Annotated in this window: 20 protein-coding genes; 13 read left to right on the top strand and 7 right to left on the bottom strand. The window is 57.3% G+C overall.

Annotated elements, in window-relative coordinates; all coding sequences use genetic code 11:
* Positions 1–686 precede the first annotated feature (686 nt).
* The gene (locus ACP3TY_RS15495; protein WP_053118966.1) at positions 687–1,142 is read left to right on the top strand and encodes a DUF2214 family protein; all 456 of its coding nucleotides are present in this window, start codon (positions 687–689) and stop codon (positions 1,140–1,142) included.
* Between the two features lie 220 nt (positions 1,143–1,362).
* On the opposite strand, the gene csrA is transcribed toward ACP3TY_RS15495, so the two are convergent.
* Positions 1,363–1,557, bottom strand: a complete 195-nt coding sequence (csrA, locus tag ACP3TY_RS15490) for a carbon storage regulator CsrA (RefSeq protein ID WP_003179932.1) — start codon at positions 1,555–1,557, stop codon at positions 1,363–1,365.
* Between the two features lie 250 nt (positions 1,558–1,807).
* Here csrA and ACP3TY_RS15485 point away from each other — a divergent pair, with 250 nt between their 5' ends.
* Both ACP3TY_RS15485 and ACP3TY_RS15480 read left to right on the top strand, forming a co-directional pair.
* Positions 1,808–2,176, top strand: a complete 369-nt coding sequence (locus ACP3TY_RS15485; RefSeq protein ID WP_053118968.1) for a sporulation protein — start codon at positions 1,808–1,810, stop codon at positions 2,174–2,176.
* Positions 2,177–2,262: 86 nt separating this feature from the next.
* Positions 2,263–3,162 carry a siderophore-interacting protein gene (locus ACP3TY_RS15480; protein ID WP_426617922.1) on the top strand — a complete coding sequence of 300 codons (900 nt, stop codon included), beginning with the start codon at positions 2,263–2,265 and terminating at the stop codon, positions 3,160–3,162.
* Positions 3,163–3,216: 54 nt separating this feature from the next.
* Here the strand turns inward: ACP3TY_RS15480 and ACP3TY_RS15475 are convergent, their stop codons facing one another.
* The 3 genes from ACP3TY_RS15475 to ACP3TY_RS15465 form a co-directional block, all read right to left on the bottom strand.
* Positions 3,217–3,909 (bottom strand): endonuclease, encoded by a 693-nt coding sequence (locus ACP3TY_RS15475; protein ID WP_426617921.1) that lies wholly within the window; start codon positions 3,907–3,909, stop codon positions 3,217–3,219.
* A gap of 4 nt (positions 3,910–3,913) precedes the next feature.
* Positions 3,914–4,183, bottom strand: a complete 270-nt coding sequence (locus tag ACP3TY_RS15470; RefSeq protein ID WP_371262368.1) for a DUF1654 domain-containing protein — start codon at positions 4,181–4,183, stop codon at positions 3,914–3,916.
* Positions 4,184–4,381: 198 nt separating this feature from the next.
* On the bottom strand, positions 4,382–5,470 hold the full coding sequence (locus ACP3TY_RS15465) for an asparaginase (protein WP_159814875.1): 1,089 nt from the start codon (positions 5,468–5,470) through the stop codon (positions 4,382–4,384).
* 349 nt (positions 5,471–5,819) lie between these two features.
* Between ACP3TY_RS15465 and ACP3TY_RS15460 the strand changes: the two genes are divergently transcribed.
* The 8 genes from ACP3TY_RS15460 (at position 5,820) to ACP3TY_RS15425 (ending at position 13,437) form a co-directional block, all read left to right on the top strand.
* A complete protein-coding gene (locus ACP3TY_RS15460) occupies positions 5,820–6,266 on the top strand; it encodes a hypothetical protein (protein ID WP_426617920.1) in 447 nt (148 codons plus the stop codon).
* 198 nt (positions 6,267–6,464) lie between these two features.
* A complete protein-coding gene (locus ACP3TY_RS15455) occupies positions 6,465–7,421 on the top strand; it encodes a sugar ABC transporter substrate-binding protein (RefSeq protein ID WP_159814877.1) in 957 nt (318 codons plus the stop codon).
* Positions 7,422–7,477: 56 nt separating this feature from the next.
* Positions 7,478–9,031, top strand: coding sequence for a sugar ABC transporter ATP-binding protein (locus ACP3TY_RS15450; protein ID WP_426617919.1), 1,554 nt, complete (start codon positions 7,478–7,480; stop codon positions 9,029–9,031).
* On the top strand, positions 9,028–10,005 hold the full coding sequence (locus ACP3TY_RS15445; RefSeq protein WP_053118984.1) for an ABC transporter permease: 978 nt from the start codon (positions 9,028–9,030) through the stop codon (positions 10,003–10,005). The genes ACP3TY_RS15450 and ACP3TY_RS15445 overlap by 4 nt, the downstream gene beginning before the upstream one ends.
* 9 nt (positions 10,006–10,014) lie before the next feature.
* On the top strand, positions 10,015–11,034 hold the full coding sequence (locus ACP3TY_RS15440) for a LacI family DNA-binding transcriptional regulator (protein ID WP_426617918.1): 1,020 nt from the start codon (positions 10,015–10,017) through the stop codon (positions 11,032–11,034).
* Between the two features lie 24 nt (positions 11,035–11,058).
* Entirely contained in the window at positions 11,059–11,976 is a 918-nt protein-coding gene (gene rbsK, locus ACP3TY_RS15435; RefSeq protein ID WP_426617917.1) for a ribokinase, read from the top strand.
* Positions 11,973–12,377, top strand: a complete 405-nt coding sequence (rbsD, locus tag ACP3TY_RS15430; RefSeq protein WP_053118990.1) for a D-ribose pyranase — start codon at positions 11,973–11,975, stop codon at positions 12,375–12,377. The genes rbsK and rbsD overlap by 4 nt, the downstream gene beginning before the upstream one ends.
* Before the next feature lie 31 nt (positions 12,378–12,408).
* Entirely contained in the window at positions 12,409–13,437 is a 1,029-nt protein-coding gene (locus tag ACP3TY_RS15425) for a nucleoside hydrolase (RefSeq protein WP_426617916.1), read from the top strand.
* A 148-nt stretch (positions 13,438–13,585) separates the two neighbouring features.
* Here the strand turns inward: ACP3TY_RS15425 and ACP3TY_RS15420 are convergent, their stop codons facing one another.
* Positions 13,586–13,792, bottom strand: a complete 207-nt coding sequence (locus tag ACP3TY_RS15420; protein WP_400754843.1) for a hypothetical protein — start codon at positions 13,790–13,792, stop codon at positions 13,586–13,588.
* A gap of 132 nt (positions 13,793–13,924) precedes the next feature.
* Here ACP3TY_RS15420 and ACP3TY_RS15415 point away from each other — a divergent pair, with 132 nt between their 5' ends.
* Entirely contained in the window at positions 13,925–14,230 is a 306-nt protein-coding gene (locus ACP3TY_RS15415; protein WP_159814881.1) for a hypothetical protein, read from the top strand.
* 167 nt (positions 14,231–14,397) lie between these two features.
* Positions 14,398–14,715 (top strand): I78 family peptidase inhibitor, encoded by a 318-nt coding sequence (locus ACP3TY_RS15410; protein ID WP_400651562.1) that lies wholly within the window; start codon positions 14,398–14,400, stop codon positions 14,713–14,715.
* 72 nt (positions 14,716–14,787) lie between these two features.
* Here ACP3TY_RS15410 and ACP3TY_RS15405 read toward each other — a convergent pair whose 3' ends face one another.
* Positions 14,788–15,000 carry a cold-shock protein gene (locus ACP3TY_RS15405; protein WP_003179963.1) on the bottom strand — a complete coding sequence of 71 codons (213 nt, stop codon included), beginning with the start codon at positions 14,998–15,000 and terminating at the stop codon, positions 14,788–14,790.
* Positions 15,001–15,290: 290 nt separating this feature from the next.
* Positions 15,291–15,593 (bottom strand): hypothetical protein, encoded by a 303-nt coding sequence (locus ACP3TY_RS15400; RefSeq protein WP_212544426.1) that lies wholly within the window; start codon positions 15,591–15,593, stop codon positions 15,291–15,293.
* Between the last annotated feature and the right edge of the window lie 188 nt (positions 15,594–15,781).

The raw sequence follows: 15,781 nt of genomic DNA, 5'->3' as shown, positions 1-15,781 counted from the left end.
GACAGATCCAGTCGATTTTTTACTCTACGCTGCAAACCCAGCGATGGTTATGCCGGTAGGGCGCTCGGATGAATGCAACGTCTGATACCAGAGTCATGCCGCGTTGCTGGAGCGCTTCGGTCAGTTGTACGAGTGTCTCTGCTTCGATAGTCATTACTGCACCTCGTCAGATTTACTGCGTTCACAATTCTTGACCGAATGCCGAATCAGGTAATTCATTTTTTCTGCCTGAGTGAGTTGTTCGGTGTGGAAAGTGATTAAGTCGAATGCAGTCGACCTTTCCAAGGAATCTGCTCCGGGGTTGCTCGTAAAAACTGGTCGAGTTGTGAATCTATAAATTCGAACCAATCCTTGGTAAGCGATCACCGTTCGTCGCCGAGGGCATGAAAAATAATTCGTATATTGAATGGGTTACGGTTTTATTTAACCAACCGGTTATCAAAAACACCTTGTTACAGACTGTGAATTTCAGTAATATCCGCCCCGCGTTCACCACCACGGTTTATGCATTTTTAAATCCCAAGCTTCCATCAGCTGCTTGGGATTTTTTTTGCCTGCGATTTGGCTTCTCCCTTTCTTCCTGCGCAAAGACGTAATAAGTCCTACGTACCTGCCCGAGCAAATCCCTACTTTTTCGACTACTACTGACTGGCCGATTTCCGACTCTTGCTGAGGGGAGTGTCTCGATGCTGGTTCACTGGTTTCTTGCAGCGGTTCATCTACTGGCGTTTGCCCTGGGCTTCTGGGCGGTACTGACGCGCGGGACGGCGTTCAGTCGACTCGCTGCCGGAACCGGAGAGGTGAAGCGGGTTTTGCTCGCTGACAATCTATGGGGTGTCTCTGCGTTGATCCTGCTGATCACCGGCGGGATGCGGGCCTTCGGTGGGTATGAAAAAGGCACCGACTATTACCTGCATCAGCCGCTGTTCCATCTGAAGATGACGTTGTTTGTGCTGATTCTGCTGATGGAGCTCGCGCCGATGATTACGTTGATCAAATGGCGGATCGCTTTGGCAAAGGGCAAGCCGATTGATACCGGGCGGGCAAAAATCTATGCACGAATCAGTCACGCTGAAGCGCTATTGCTGGTGCTGATGGTTGTCGCCGCAACAGGAATGGCGCGAGGGGTGACGTTCGGCTAGGAGAGCGGATTCCCCGTGCTCTCTCGGAAACGTCCGACATCCAGCCTTAAGATTGGCGGGTAGTATCGGATTCAACAGAGGGCAGGGTGGATCAAGCGGGGCGGGAAAGCATATCAAGCGCCGTGGCCAACGAAGTGGGGGTGGATGGCAGGACGGCGCATGAATCTTTAGCCAGTCATTGCGTTCGGGCAAGCTAACTGGCTACTGACTGCTGTGAGGCTCAGGGCGTTTGTGGCTTGTCCGGTGCGGTCAGGCCAGCTTGAATGCGCTGATAGATCTCTTCACGGTGTACGGCAACGTTCTTTGGAGCGTTGATGCCGATGCGAACCTGTTGGCCGCTTACGCCCAGAATGGTGATCGTAATGTCATCACCAATGTTTATGCTTTCACCGACTTTGCGGGTGAGTATCAGCATGGTCTTCTCCTTGATTGCTTTGTAGGGCACCTGATTCAGACAGTGCAGAGGTCGGTGGTACGTATAGATTAGTGCGAAGTCTCACAGTTTGGGTGCCTCTTTCTGACGCGCAGATGCGGCATTAATTCCCAGGGCGTAACTATACAGAGGCTGCAATCATCATTCTCGTTGTTTTGTGCCCATTTTGCGGGGCTCGCGAAGTATTTTTGAATGTTAAGATCGCGCCTTTGAGAATTTCGAGGAAAGCGTTGTGCGCAAATTGGTCTGGATGGTCGCGGCACTGGTATTGGCCGGGTGTGGTGAAGGCAAAAACGTTGAGGCACCGAAACCACAAACGGCAGCAGTGACGGCGCCAGCAGCGGCGGCTGCACCGCAATGGGATCTCGAAGTGCGCGGCGAAACCCCTCAGGCTGTCAGCGACCTGAGCGGCTGGTTGATCGAGCACGCTTTTATCCCGACGGTGATCAAAGACAGCAGCGGCAAACCGCGCATTCTGATCGGCCCGTTCAACTCGCAAGCCGACGCCGAAGCGCGAAAAGTAGAAGTGGATGCGGCATTGGTAAAAGCCAAGAAACAAAATATTGAATCGGTGGTGATCGAGCACCCGATCACGCCGTAAGCCTGCCTTTCAGTGGAGCGCCCTAAAGGACGTCGCAGGTGACTCGTCTTATACGAGTCAGTCACGATTCCCCAAAGGAGCTCCGCATGGCCTCCAACCCCTACAAGCTGTTCGACGTCACCCTGCAACGCAAAACCCAACTGAGCCCGCACATGATGCGGATCACCCTGGCCCATCCCTCGGTCAACGACATGGCCACCTGGGCGCCGGATCAACGGGTAAAACTGTTTTTCCCTGCGGCCGACGGTTCGCCGGCCAGACTGGCTCAAGGTGAAGGCTGGTACGCGCGCTTCAAGGCCATGATCGTCGATCGACGTCCGGCGATGCGCACTTACACCATTCGCCATTTGCGCGCCGAACAAGGCGAGGTTGATATCGATTTCGTCCTCCATGGTGAAACTGGCCCTGCATCGCGCTGGGCGCTTCGTGCGCAACCGGGGGATTCGATGCAGATCCTTGCGCCCGACCGGCGCTTCTCGGCCAATGACGCCGGGGGCTTCGAATGGAAGCCGCCGCAAGTCCTCAATCAGGTTCTGCTGGTCGCCGACGGCACCGCGTTGCCGGCTGCCATGGGCATTCTTGATGTGTTGGCCGCGAAAGCCGCTCCGCCCCAGACTCAAGCGTTCTTTGAAGTCGACAGCGCTCAGGACATGCTGCCGGTGCCCGATTGGCCGGGGCTGACCGTGCAGTGGCTGATCCGCGAGAAAACCACCGCCGGTACATTGATGGTTGAGGCGGTGCAAAAAGCCGTTCCACCCATCCACACTTCATCCATCGGTCGGACTGTCGAACTCGCCGACGTCGATATCGACAAAGAAATACTCTGGGAAATCGCCGAAACCGCCGCCGAAGGTTTCTACGGCTGGATCGCTGGAGAAAGCGCGGCAGTGATGAGCTTGCGCAGGTACCTGATCAAAGACTGTGGCATCCCGCGCGAGTCGCTCAATCTGATGGGTTACTGGCGCTACAACAAGGTCGGCAGCTAGCCACAAAAAAGGCCTCGAACATCACGTTCGAGGCCTTTCTTTTTGCGCGTTCGATCAACCGCAGGCTTTCATATTCACCGGGCCGACAAACTCATTGCCGCGTCCCATCACGCACGCCACGCTTTGATTGCGTTGACGCTCCCAGTCTTGCACCGGGTAGGTCTTGTCCCACGCTTCGTACAATTGCCGATCCTGTTTCGATATGCGCAAGCCGTATTGCTTGCTCATATAGAAATAGGTGCGGGCGATCATGCCGCGAATCGAAGGGCGGGGCATGACCTTCTTTGCTTTGAAATCGACCTGGGTCAGGCAGGAACCGTATTGACCGGATTGCAACGGCAGCCAGCCGTAGCTGAAGTTGCTGCGGTCGCCGTTGACCTCGCCAATGCTCGGCACCAGGTTGTGCAAATCGGCTTCAGCCTTCTGATAGGTCGGGTCGTAGCGCGTGCAATTCTTGCGGCCGCCGTCCTGCCAGCATTGGCGCTGATGGCCAATCTGCCAGGCCGGGACGATGTGTTCCCATTCGATGCGCGACGCACGCTTGGCGTTCTTGCGCGGGACGTAGCCGCAGGCCTTCAAATCCACTTTGTTACCGGTGTATTTGCACCCGCAATAAAACTCGGTGGACTGCGGCGCGTAGAGCTTCCACGCAGCCTTCTTGGCTTCAGAAAACGTGCGTGGCGCTCCGGCCTGGGCGCCAAAAGCGATGAACGATAACAACAGCAAAACAAAACAGCGGACACTCATTGAATCAATCTTCCTTCGGCACAACCCAAAAAATCTGCACGCCACCATCGTCGCGATAGGCGAGGGTGACGTTGTCGTTCTCGTCGATTTCCTCAAGCAAACGCTCCCAGTCATCCATCGGCTCGTCCGGCAGACGGAAGATCAGTGCGGCTTTGGCTTTTTGTGCGGTAGGGGAATTGATGATCTTTTGAACGCGCATACCCATGCGTTCAAAGGCGTCAGGAGCATCAGGAGAGGTGGCCACGAGGTTATCCTTATTAAGCTGTACGTGCATACAGTATTTAACTGTAGGCATTTTCGCAACTGCTTAAAATTCAAGAAAATCCTCTGACAGCGGTTTTTTGATTTTAATGTGAGGCGAGTCGATTTTTTTGTAGGAAAAATGCAGAAGGGTCGTAAGCGTCACACCACTCGCCCGGTAAACGAGTGGTGTGAAGTGTGCCCGATCAAGAGAAGACCGGGCGAAGGTCAATCAGTATTCCCAGAACATCCGTTGCAGCTCTTTGCTGTCGTTGGTTTTAGTCAACGCGACCATCGCCAGGATGCGGGCTTTCTGTGGGTTCAGGTCGTGAGCAACCACCCAGTCGTACTTGTCGTCAGGCTGTTCGGCGTTGCGCAGAACAAAACCGCCGGCGTTGACGTGGGACGAACGAATGATTTGCACGCCTTCCTTGCGCAGCTCTTGCAGCGCTGGCACCACGCGGGAAGACACCGAACCGTTGCCCGTGCCGGCATGGATGATTGCTTTGGCGCCGGATTGGGCCAGGGCTTTGTAGGCCGTATCGCTTACGTTGCCGTAGGAATAGGCGATTTCTACGTCAGGCAGGCTCTTGATGTTCTTGATGTCGAATTCCGAATCCATGGTGTGACGCTTGGCTGGCAAGCGGAACCAGTAGGATTTGCCTTCAACGACCATACCCAGCGGGCCCCAGGCGCTTTTGAATGCTTCGGTCTTGATGTTGATCATTTTGCTGACGTCGCGACCCGACTGGATCTCGTCGTTCATGGTCACCAGTACGCCTTTGCCGCGCGCGTCTTTGCTGCTGGCCACGGCCACGGCGTTGTACAGGTTGAGCATGCCGTCGGCGGACATGGCGGTGCCTGGGCGCATCGAACCGACAACGATGATCGGCTTGTCAGTCTTCTCGACCAGGTTCAGAAAGTACGCGGTTTCTTCGAGGGTGTCGGTACCGTGGGTGATGACGATGCCGTCGACGTCTTTGCTGTCAGCCAGTTCGGCGACGCGACGACCGAGTTGCAGCAGGTTGTCGTTGGTGATGCTTTCGGACGCGATCTGCATGACTTGTTCGCCACGCACGTTCGCCAGTTTGCTCAGCTCGGGAATACCGGCGATGAGTTGCTCGACACCAACCTTGGCGGCCTGATACGTCGCGCTGTTGGCAGCGCTGGCGCCCGCACCGGCAATGGTGCCGCCCGTGGCAAGCACCACAACGTTGGCGAGTTTGGTCTGGGTTTCGACTTCTTTTGCCTGGAGGGCGGTGGGCAGGAGCATAAGGAGGGCCAAAGCGCCCGGAACCAAAGTGTTGAAAGCAGATTTCATTATTTTTCTCTCTAGTAGTGAGACGGTGCTGATGCAGGTTCATCTAGATGCGCCCCGGCCGATCTGGATGCCGGGGTGCAGGGTAGGGAGCAGGATCTGTACCATTCGTACTGTGCTCGAGAAAATTGTTTAAGTTAATGATTTATATCAGGATTTATTCGATCGATAGCGTGTCGTAACCAAGTGCATATCCGGCTTTCCGAACAGAACGGGCTTTTATGTTCGGCTCACCGAAAAGCATGGCGATGTTGATTGCCTGTCGGGAGTCCGACGTTTCCAGCGTCTTATTAAAGAAAGCGTCAGGCAGGCCGATGCCTGTTCAAGGAATCCATTTTTTCAGGAGTTTCATATGTCACTGACAGTCGGTTTTGCCAACCCCGGCGCGGTCACCATCGGTGGTAAAACGGCGGCAACGATCGATGCGCTGGCCAAAGCGGATGCAGAAGCGTCACCCAATGCAGTGGGCAAGGAAGAGGCTGATAGCAAAACGGTGAGAACCGGCGGGCCGGCGCAGGAAGAGAGCAAGGCTGAAAGCGGCGGCAATCAAAGCGTCACCATAAAACTGCTGCTCAAGCGCATGCAGGAACTGCAAAAGCAGTTGCAGGAACAGCAGCAGCAACTAGCCGCCGCGCAAGCCGCGAAGTATCCAACTCCGGAAGCCAAGACCACCGCGGTCATGTCGATTCAGGGGCAGATCGCCGATACCAACGCAGCGCTTATGGAGGTGGCGGGCAGCCTGGTCAAAGAGATGGCCAAGGGTTCGAGCACCGGCAGCGTGGTCAATACCACGGCATGAGGCGAGGGCGAGTCCGATGATTTGCCCTGCCGCAAAATACTGATTTCTGTTTATTGACAAATGTCGGCGGGATTCGCATAGTTCGGTCTACGCAAACGTTTGCGCGGCTTTAACGGCTGGTTTCCCTTGCAGGGAAGACCACGCAGCTTACGCCAGCGCAACCTTTGCTCACAATAATCATAAGATCGGAGTGAACCCATGAAGCTGCCATTCGCTGGACGTCTTCTTGCTGTCGCTATGCTGGCTGCCACCGCCGCCGCGCTACCTGTCTCCTCGGCGTTCGCCGAATCTGTCGAAAAACCTAAAGTCGCACTGGTCATGAAATCCCTGGCCAACGAATTCTTCCTGACCATGGAAGACGGCGCCAAGGCCTACCAGAAAGAACACTCCGCCGATTTCGATCTGATCTCCAACGGCATCAAAGATGAAACCGATACCGCCGGCCAAACGCGCATCGTCGAGCAGATGATTCTCGCCAAGGTCAACGCTCTGGTGATCGCGCCCTCTGACTCCAAGGCCATGGTGCCGGTGATCAAGAAAGCCGTCGACGCCGGTATTACCGTGATCAACATCGACAATCAGCTTGATCCGGCCATCGTCAAAAGCAAAAACATCAGCGTGCCTTTCGTAGGCCCGGACAACCGTAAAGGCGCGCGTCTGGTCGGTGAATACCTGGCCAAGCAGCTCAAGGCCGGTGACGAAGTCGGCATCATCGAAGGCGTATCGACGACCACCAACGCCCAGCAACGAACTGCGGGCTTCAAGGACGCGATGGACGCGGCGCAGATCAAAGTGGTGTCGCTGCAATCCGGCGACTGGGAAATCGACAAGGGCAACAAGGTTGCCGCCTCGATCCTCAGCGAATACCCGGACGTCAAAGCACTGCTGGCCGGTAACGACAGCATGGCCGTTGGCGCCGTCTCCGCCGTACGTGCCGCCGGCAAGGCTGGTCAGGTGCAGGTCGTTGGTTACGACAACATCAACGCGATCAAGCCGATGCTGAAGGACGGTCGTGTGCTCGCCACTGCTGATCAATACGCTGCCAAACAAGCGGTATTCGGCATCGAGACTGCGCTGAAGATCATCAAAGGCGAGAAAGTCGACAGCGGCCCGAATGGCGTGATCGAAACGCCGGTCGAGCTGGTCACCAAGTAAGTCTTCTGGCGGCACAACGGCGCTCGTCCGTCCGGGCGAGCGCATGGAGAGTTTTTATGTCAGTTTCCGCCCCGAACGCTGTCCTCTCGGTCAGCGGTATCGGTAAGACCTATGCGCAACCGGTGCTGACCGGCATCGAGTTGACGCTGATGCGCGGTGAAGTGCTGGCGCTGACCGGCGAGAATGGCGCCGGCAAAAGCACCTTGTCGAAAATCATTTGCGGACTGGTCACTCCGACCACCGGCCAGATGCAGTTTCAGGGCAAGGACTATCGCCCGGGCAGTCGTACTCAGGCCGAAGAGCTTGGCGTGCGCATGGTCATGCAAGAACTCAATTTGTTGCCGACCTTGTCGGTGGCGGAGAACCTGTTTCTCGACAACTTGCCGAGCAACGGTGGCTGGATCAGTCGCAAGCAACTGCGTAAAGCGGCGATCGAAGCCATGGCGCAAGTCGGCCTCGACGCGATCGATCCGGACACACTGGTCGGCGAGCTGGGCATCGGCCATCAGCAGATGGTTGAAATCGCCCGCAACCTGATCGGCGATTGCCATGTGCTGATCCTCGACGAGCCGACCGCGATGCTGACGGCGCGCGAAGTCGAAATGCTTTTTGAGCAGATCACCCGATTGCAGGCGCGCGGCGTCTCGATCATCTACATTTCCCATCGCCTCGAAGAGCTTGCCCGTGTGGCGCAGCGCATCGCCGTGCTGCGTGACGGCAATCTGGTCTGCGTCGAGCCGATGGCCAATTACAACAGCGAGCAACTGGTCACGCTGATGGTCGGCCGCGAGCTGGGCGAGCATATTGATATGGGCGCGCGCAATATTGGCGCGCCAGCGTTGACGGTCACCGGCCTGACTCGCTCCGACAAGGTTCGCGATGTTTCCTTCGAAGTGCGCGCCGGCGAGATCTACGGGATTTCCGGATTGATCGGGGCAGGGCGCACGGAGTTACTGCGGCTGATCTTCGGTGCGGATCTGGCCGACAGCGGCACCATCGCCCTCGGTTCGCCCGCCAAAGTAGTCAGCATTCGTTCGCCGGTTGATGCCGTGCGCAACGGTATCGCGCTGATCACCGAAGATCGCAAGGGCGAAGGGCTGCTGCTCAGTCAGTCGATCAGCGCCAACATTGCGCTGGGCAACATGCCAGAAATTTCCAGTGGCGGTGTCGTCAATAACAGCGACGAAATTGCCTTGGCCAAGCGTCAGATCGACGCCATGCGCATCCGCAGTTCGAGCCCGACACAGCTTGTTTCAGAGTTGTCCGGTGGCAACCAGCAAAAGGTCGTGATCGGCCGTTGGCTGGAGCGTAATTGCTCGGTACTGCTGTTCGACGAGCCAACCCGAGGCATCGACGTCGGCGCCAAATTCGACATTTATGCATTGCTCGGCGAATTGACTCGCCAGGGTAAAGCGCTGGTGGTGGTCTCCAGCGATCTGCGTGAGTTGATGCTGATCTGCGACCGCATCGGCGTGCTGTCGGCGGGGCGCCTGATCGACACCTTCGAGCGTGACAGCTGGACTCAGGATGATTTGCTTGCCGCCGCATTCGCCGGCTACCAAAAACGTGATGCGTTGCTCAACGAAGCGGCGCCTAGGGATCTCCCATGAAAACTGCATCTCCTGCCAGCAAACGTAGTGGCAATTTTTACGGTCTGGGCACTTATCTGGGCCTGGCCGGGGCCTTGCTGGCGATGATTGCGCTGTTCTCGGTCTTGAGCAGCCATTTTCTGTCCTATAACACTTTCAGCACTTTGGCCAACCAGATTCCGGACTTGATGGTGCTGGCGGTCGGCATGACGTTCGTGCTGATCATCGGCGGCATCGACCTCTCAGTGGGTTCGGTGCTGGCGCTGGCGGCGTCGACGGTCAGCGTGGCGATTCTCGGTTGGGGCTGGGGGGTGTTGCCTTCGGCGTTGCTCGGCATGGCAGTGGCAGCACTGGCCGGTACCGTCACCGGTTCGATCACCGTGGCCTGGCGCATTCCGTCGTTCATCGTCTCCCTCGGTGTGCTGGAAATGGCTCGGGGTCTGGCCTATCAGATGACCGGCTCGCGCACCGCGTACATTGGTGACTCGTTCGCCTGGCTGTCGAATCCGGTGGCGTTCGGTATCTCGCCGTCGTTCATCATCGCCTTGCTGGTGATCATCATTGCTCAAGCGGTGTTGACCCGCACTGTGTTCGGTCGCTACCTGATCGGCATCGGCACCAACGAAGAGGCCGTGCGCCTCGCCGGGATCAATCCGAAGCCGTACAAGATTCTGGTGTTCAGCCTGATGGGGTTGCTGGCCGGTATCGCGGCGCTGTTTCAGATTTCGCGTCTGGAAGCGGCGGATCCGAATGCCGGTTCCGGCCTTGAGCTGCAAGTGATTGCGGCCGTGGTCATCGGCGGCACCAGCCTGATGGGCGGACGCGGTTCGGTGATCAGCACGTTCTTTGGCGTATTGATCATCTCGGTGCTGGCGGCCGGTCTGGCGCAAATTGGCGCGAGCGAGCCGACCAAGCGCATCATCACCGGTGCGGTGATCGTCATTGCCGTGGTACTCGACACTTATCGCAGTCAACGCGCCAGTCGACGGGGCTGAGAAAGACTTATGGCAACGATCAAGGATGTGGCGGCGCTCGCGGGGATTTCCTACACGACCGTGTCCCATGTGGTGAACAAAACCCGGCCAGTCAGCCAGGAAGTGCGGCTGAAAGTCGAGGCGGCGATCAAGAGTCTCGACTACGTGCCGAGTGCCGTGGCGCGCTCACTGAAAGCCAAAACCACTGCGACCATCGGCCTGCTGGTGCCGAACAGTCTTAACCCGTACTTCGCCGAGCTGGCGCGGGGCATCGAGGATTATTGCGAGCGTAACGGCTACTGCGTGATCCTCTGCAACTCCGACGACAACCCGGAAAAGCAGCGCAGTTATTTACGCGTGCTGCTGGAAAAACGCATCGACGGTTTGATCGTCGCCTCCGCCGGGGGTGACAGCGGTCTGGCGCAAGGCTTGGCCGGTGTTAAAACGCCGATGGTCATCGTCGACCGGGGACTGGACGGTGTCGACGCGGATCTGGTGCGCATCGACCACGAATACGGCGCATACCTCGCGACTCGCCATCTGTTGGAGTTGGGCCATCGCGACATCGCCACCATCGGTGGCCCGGCGACTACCAGCGTGGCGCAGATGCGTCAGGCCGGTTATTGCCGAGCGCTGAAAGAGGCCGGTATCGAAGTCCGGCAGGAACGCATGCTGGAAAGCGATTTCACCAGCACTGGCGGTTACAACGCCGCGGCGATCCTGCTGGAAAACAATCCGCCGAGCGCGATTTTCGCCGGTAACGACATGATCGGTATCGGCGTGTTGCGCGCGGCGGCTGAACGCAACGTGCGCGTGCCGAGCGAGTTGTCGGTGATCGGCTTCGACGATATCCAGATGAGCCGTTACGTGTACCCGGCGCTGACCACCGTCGGCCAGTCGATCCTGCAACTGGGCGAGATGGCCGCGGAAGTACTGCTGCGAAGGATTGCCACCCCGCATCTGGGCACCGATCAACGCATCGTGACCCCGAGTATTGTCCTGCGCGAATCGACCGCGCCGCTGTCCGGCGTGTTCACCGAATACCGCTGAAACCGAATTGACGAGTAGTGATGTATGCCAGCAAATGTAGTGGTAATAGGCAGCCTGAACATGGATCTGGTGACCCGGGCGCCACGCCTTCCCGTCGGCGGTGAAACGCTGATCGGTCATTCCTTCGCCACGGTTTCCGGCGGCAAGGGTGCCAATCAGGCCGTCGCCGCTGCCCGGTTGGGCGCGCAGGTGGCGATGGTCGGTTGCGTGGGCAACGATGACTATGGCGTGCAATTGCGTGACGCCTTGCTGGCCGAGCAGATCGATTGCCAGGCCGTAAGCGTTGTTGAGGATTCCAGCGGTGTGGCGTTGATTGTGGTCGATGACAACAGTCAGAACGCCATCGTTATCGTCGCCGGGGCCAATGGCGCGATGACGCCTGCGGTGATCGACCAGTTCGATGCAGTGTTGCAGGCGGCTGACGTGGTCATCTGCCAACTGGAAATTCCCGACGCAACCGTGGGCCATGCGCTCAAGCGTGCCCGCGCACTCGGTAAAACCGTGATCCTCAATCCGGCACCGGCTAGCCGCCCGCTGCCCGCTGACTGGTTCACCGCCATTGATTACCTGATTCCCAATGAAAGCGAAGCGACCGCGTTGAGTGGATTGCCGGTGGACTCGCTGGAGACCGCAGAAAAAGCGGCCAGCCACCTGATCGCCATGGGCGCGGGCAAAGTCATCATCACCCTCGGCGCGCAAGGTTCGCTGTTCGCCAACGGTCAAAGCTTCGAGCATTTCCCGGCGCCGAAGGTGAAAGCCGTCGACACCACGGCAGCGGGGGACACCTTTGTCGGTGGTTTCGCCGCTGCGCTGGCCGCTGGCAAGTCCGAGGCCGAAGCGATTCGTTACGGGCAGATTGCCGCCGCGCTGTCGGTCACTCGCGCCGGCGCGCAACCGTCCATTCCCACCCAATCCGACGTACAGGCGTTTAAACCCGCATGAAAAAGACTCCTCTGCTCAACGTCGCCCTGTCGCGACTGATCGCCTCCCTGGGCCATGGCGACATGGTCGTCATCGGTGACGCCGGGCTGCCGGTGCCGCCGGGTGTCGAGCTGATCGATCTGGCGCTGACCCATGGCGTGCCGGATTTCGTCAGCACGTTGAAAGTCGTGCTCAGCGAGATGCAGGTGGAAAGCCATGCGCTGGCTAAAGAAATTTTCGACAAGCAACCGACGGCGCTCAGTACGCTGGACGCGTTGAACGAAGAGGGCGCTTTGGGGCGCCGCGATCTGCTCAGTCATGAGCAATTCAAGGTGCTTAGCCGACAGGCGCGAGCGATTGTTCGTACGGGCGAATGCCAGCCGTACTGCAACATCGTGCTGGTCGCCGGGGTCACCTTCTAACTTTTGATTTCACCAGCACAAGGAATGCGCCATGCAACGCTATGCTCAGAAACTGCACCATTTGCTCCGGAGTCTGCTGCTTTTGTCCGTCATCACTGCCACCGGCGCTCAGGCGGCGGAAAAAATCGACCTGATCATCGACACCGACCCGGGTGCTGACGACGTGGTCGCTTTGCTGTTCGCACTGGCCTCGCCAGAAGAACTGAACATTCGCGCGCTGACCACCGTTGCCGGCAACGTGCGTCTCGACAAAACCTCGCGTAATGCACGTCTGGCCCGCGAGTGGGCAGGGCGCGAGGATGTGCCGGTTTACGCCGGTGCGCCGAAGCCGCTGATGCGCACGCCGATTTACGCCGAGAACATCCATGGTAAGGAAGGCCTGTCGGGTGTCACCGTGCATGAGCCGAAAAAAGGCCTGGCGCAAGGCAATGCTGTCAACTACCTGATCGATACCCTGAAGAGCGCCAAGCCGCACAGCATCACCATCGCCATGCTCGGCCCGCAGACCAACCTGGCGCTGGCGCTGATCCAGGAGCCCGAGATTGTGCAGGGCATCAAGGAAGTGGTGATCATGGGCGGTGCGCACTTCAATGGCGGCAACATCACCCCGGTGGCCGAATTCAATCTGTTTGCCGATCCGCAAGCGGCTGAAGTGGTACTCAAAAGCGGCGTGAAACTTACCTACCTGCCACTGGACGTGACCCACAAGATCCTCACCAGTGACGCACGCCTGAAACAGATCGCTGCGCTCAACAACAATGCGAGCAAGATTGTTGGCGACATCCTCAACGAGTACATCAAAGGCGACATGGAGCATTACGGCATCCCGGGTGGCCCGGTGCATGACGCTACCGTCATCGCTTACCTGCTCAAGCCTGAGCTGTTCACCGGTCGTTCGGTGAATGTTGTGGTTGATAGCCGTGAAGGCCCGACTTTCGGCCAGACCATTGTTGACTGGTATGACGGCCTGAAAGCGCCGAAAAATGCCTTCTGGGTTGAAAACGGTGACGCTCAGGGTTTCTTCGACTTGCTGACCGAGCGCCTGAAGCGCCTGAAATAAAGCATTCGCACTCGCGGAGGGTGCGTCGTCGGTAAGGCCGCCTTCGCGAGCAAGCTCAGCTCCTACAAATTCACGCAGTTTTGTAGGAGCCGAGCTTGCTCGCGAAGAGGCCCGCACAGACGCCCTAAACCTTTACTCCAGCGAGAGTTCACGCCTTCTCTGCGTGCTCGACTTTTTCAGTCGGGTAACGCTCAAAAATCTGCTTGATGAATTGCTTGGCCGCTTCCGTGCCCAGCTCTTTGACCAATAGATCGATCCCAATCAGCGCCAGCTCTTCCGTTGTCCCCGGACTGTAGGAGCTGTGTCCGTCTGCCCATTTGGCTTTGATGTCGGCGTCGATGCTGATGGTGGTCATGAGGTGCGCTCGAAAAGTCGGGAAGTCTGTGTGCCGAGTTAACCATTTTGTCGGGCGTTTGGCACTGCGACTTAGGCATGAGCGGAGCGCTATGCGACACTTGGTCTTTTCCGGCTTTCCAAGGATCGTGCTGTGCAGATCGATTTGAATACCCCTGACGGCCTTACGCTCGACGCGGTGCGCCAGTTGCTCGCTTCAGCCAGTGATGACGAACATACGCAACTGCGCGTAACCAAGGGCGGCATCGCTTACCTTTCTTCGGGCATTACCGGTGGGCAGGATATCGACGGACTGTTGTTTCGCCTCGAAACCTGGGCCAAGGGTTCGGGCTATGTGGGCAATGTCGCGGCCAGCGATGAGGTGTGGGTGATGCAGATTTTCAACGCGCTTAAGGACAACTGGCCGAATCCGCCGTTTGACTACATCGACGTGTATTGAGCGCCGTTAATATTCAGTCACGATTGATTGATGAAGACATGAACGCCGCTCAGGCACACTCGGCGTTTTTCCGATCGTGGGGCAGGGTGATGGCATCGCCCGTGAAACCAAACGCCGGAATGGCGGTCGCACGATCTCAGCTTAACTTTTTGAAATAAGGAGGCTTCATGCCTTTGAAGTTCGCGACACTGGGTGCACTTATGGCCGCTGCCATGTTGGCCGGTTGCAGCACGACCTCCAGCGAGTCGGCAAAGGATTCCGTGGCGACCGAAGCGGGTCACAGCCGCTGTGATGCTTCGGCAGCGCAATTCACCATCGGCAAGAAAGCCTCGCCGGAACTGCTGGAGCAAGCCCGCACCAAAGCAGGCGCGCAGAATGCCCGCTTCCTCAAGCCGAACGACATGATCACCCTTGAGTACCGTTCCGATCGCTTGAACCTGAACACCGACAACAACCTGGTGATCACCCGCGTCAACTGCGGCTGATTTCACAAGGCTTTTGTTGCAGGCATAAAAAACCCCGTCACATGGACGGGGTTTTTTTAGTGCGCCGAGAAATTACTCTGGGCGAACCTGTGCAGCTTGCATACCCTTTTGGCCTTTCTCAGCCACGAAGGAGACGGTCTGGCCTTCTTTCAGGCTTTTGAAACCGTCGGATTCGATAGCTTTGAAGTGTACGAACAGGTCGTCACCGCCACCTTGAGGAGTGATGAAGCCGAAGCCTTTTTCATCGTTGAACCATTTAACGGTGCCGGTTTGGCGATTAGACATGGTGTATCTCCAAGAAACATATATTTTCAGTAGTGCTGTGCTGCTCAGGCCAACTGGGCACACCGGAGTATCATAGTCGAAATGTTCGCTTTGGTAGCCCCCCGGACGTGCTGTTTGCCAATCAGTCGTGTTTTCTTTACTGCCGATTTCGGCTGAAAGCCCCGGTTTACAAGGGTTTGCGCGGAACGTAAAGACAATAAAAAAACCTGTAAAACCTGCATAAATCCTCCGAAAAGGCTCAAATTCAGCCCTTTTTAGAGGCGCTGAGCCGATTCAAAAGACTTTTTTGATCACTTTTTCGCCGGGGTATTTGCCTTGCATTTGGCGATTTGGCCCAGCGCTTTCTGCTGCAGTTCAGGAGTCGCCTTATTGTCCATCAGTGCCTGAATGTCGCTGGCCGGATAAGACTTGATGGCGTCAGCGCCGCAAGCACAATGAGATTTCGCTGCGGCAGCACCGATTTGTTGGGTCGCAGCCTGAGTGCACTGCGCCATGTACTTCTCGCGCTCGCCCTTTGGCCAATCGGCGTGGGCAGTCAACGGCAGCAACATAACGATCGGGGCGACGACGGCGAACAGGGTATTCAGACGCATGCGAGGATGCTCCTTGTGGGTCAATGTCTTGTTATCTGAGGGCTGAAAGGCCGATCAAGTTCAGCACTCTGGCATAAAAACGGACGATTTGCCTTCTGATCAAACAGAGGCATAAGTGACCGCTCATCTGTGCTAGCATGCCGGGCTCAAGCGTTCTCAGGCGCCGGATGACCTACAATCCCGGACGC

It is taken from the genome of Pseudomonas rustica (genome assembly GCF_049959085.1).
GTDB lineage: Bacteria > Pseudomonadota > Gammaproteobacteria > Pseudomonadales > Pseudomonadaceae > Aquipseudomonas > Aquipseudomonas rustica.
The sequence above is the reverse complement of the archived record's forward strand: the minus strand, read 5'-3'. Positions and strand labels throughout refer to the sequence as shown.

Bases quoted from the DNA above. Each gene is read 5' to 3' on its own strand.
- ACP3TY_RS15495 (WP_053118966.1), top strand. From the start codon at position 687: ATGCTGGTTCACTGGTTTCTTGCAGCGGTTCATCTACTGGCGTTTGCC.
- csrA (WP_003179932.1), bottom strand. From the start codon at position 1,557: ATGCTGATACTCACCCGCAAAGTCGGTGAAAGCATAAACATTGGTGAT.
- ACP3TY_RS15480 (WP_426617922.1), top strand. From the start codon at position 2,263: ATGGCCTCCAACCCCTACAAGCTGTTCGACGTCACCCTGCAACGCAAA.
- ACP3TY_RS15475 (WP_426617921.1), bottom strand. From the start codon at position 3,909: ATGAGTGTCCGCTGTTTTGTTTTGCTGTTGTTATCGTTCATCGCTTTT.
- ACP3TY_RS15470 (WP_371262368.1), bottom strand. From the start codon at position 4,183: ATGCACGTACAGCTTAATAAGGATAACCTCGTGGCCACCTCTCCTGAT.
- ACP3TY_RS15465 (WP_159814875.1), bottom strand. From the start codon at position 5,470: ATGAAATCTGCTTTCAACACTTTGGTTCCGGGCGCTTTGGCCCTCCTT.
- ACP3TY_RS15460 (WP_426617920.1), top strand. From the start codon at position 5,820: ATGTCACTGACAGTCGGTTTTGCCAACCCCGGCGCGGTCACCATCGGT.
- ACP3TY_RS15455 (WP_159814877.1), top strand. From the start codon at position 6,465: ATGAAGCTGCCATTCGCTGGACGTCTTCTTGCTGTCGCTATGCTGGCT.
- ACP3TY_RS15450 (WP_426617919.1), top strand. From the start codon at position 7,478: ATGTCAGTTTCCGCCCCGAACGCTGTCCTCTCGGTCAGCGGTATCGGT.
- ACP3TY_RS15445 (WP_053118984.1), top strand. From the start codon at position 9,028: ATGAAAACTGCATCTCCTGCCAGCAAACGTAGTGGCAATTTTTACGGT.
- ACP3TY_RS15440 (WP_426617918.1), top strand. From the start codon at position 10,015: ATGGCAACGATCAAGGATGTGGCGGCGCTCGCGGGGATTTCCTACACG.
- rbsK (WP_426617917.1), top strand. From the start codon at position 11,059: ATGCCAGCAAATGTAGTGGTAATAGGCAGCCTGAACATGGATCTGGTG.
- rbsD (WP_053118990.1), top strand. From the start codon at position 11,973: ATGAAAAAGACTCCTCTGCTCAACGTCGCCCTGTCGCGACTGATCGCC.
- ACP3TY_RS15425 (WP_426617916.1), top strand. From the start codon at position 12,409: ATGCAACGCTATGCTCAGAAACTGCACCATTTGCTCCGGAGTCTGCTG.
- ACP3TY_RS15420 (WP_400754843.1), bottom strand. From the start codon at position 13,792: ATGACCACCATCAGCATCGACGCCGACATCAAAGCCAAATGGGCAGAC.
- ACP3TY_RS15410 (WP_400651562.1), top strand. From the start codon at position 14,398: ATGCCTTTGAAGTTCGCGACACTGGGTGCACTTATGGCCGCTGCCATG.
- ACP3TY_RS15405 (WP_003179963.1), bottom strand. From the start codon at position 15,000: ATGTCTAATCGCCAAACCGGCACCGTTAAATGGTTCAACGATGAAAAA.
- ACP3TY_RS15400 (WP_212544426.1), bottom strand. From the start codon at position 15,593: ATGCGTCTGAATACCCTGTTCGCCGTCGTCGCCCCGATCGTTATGTTG.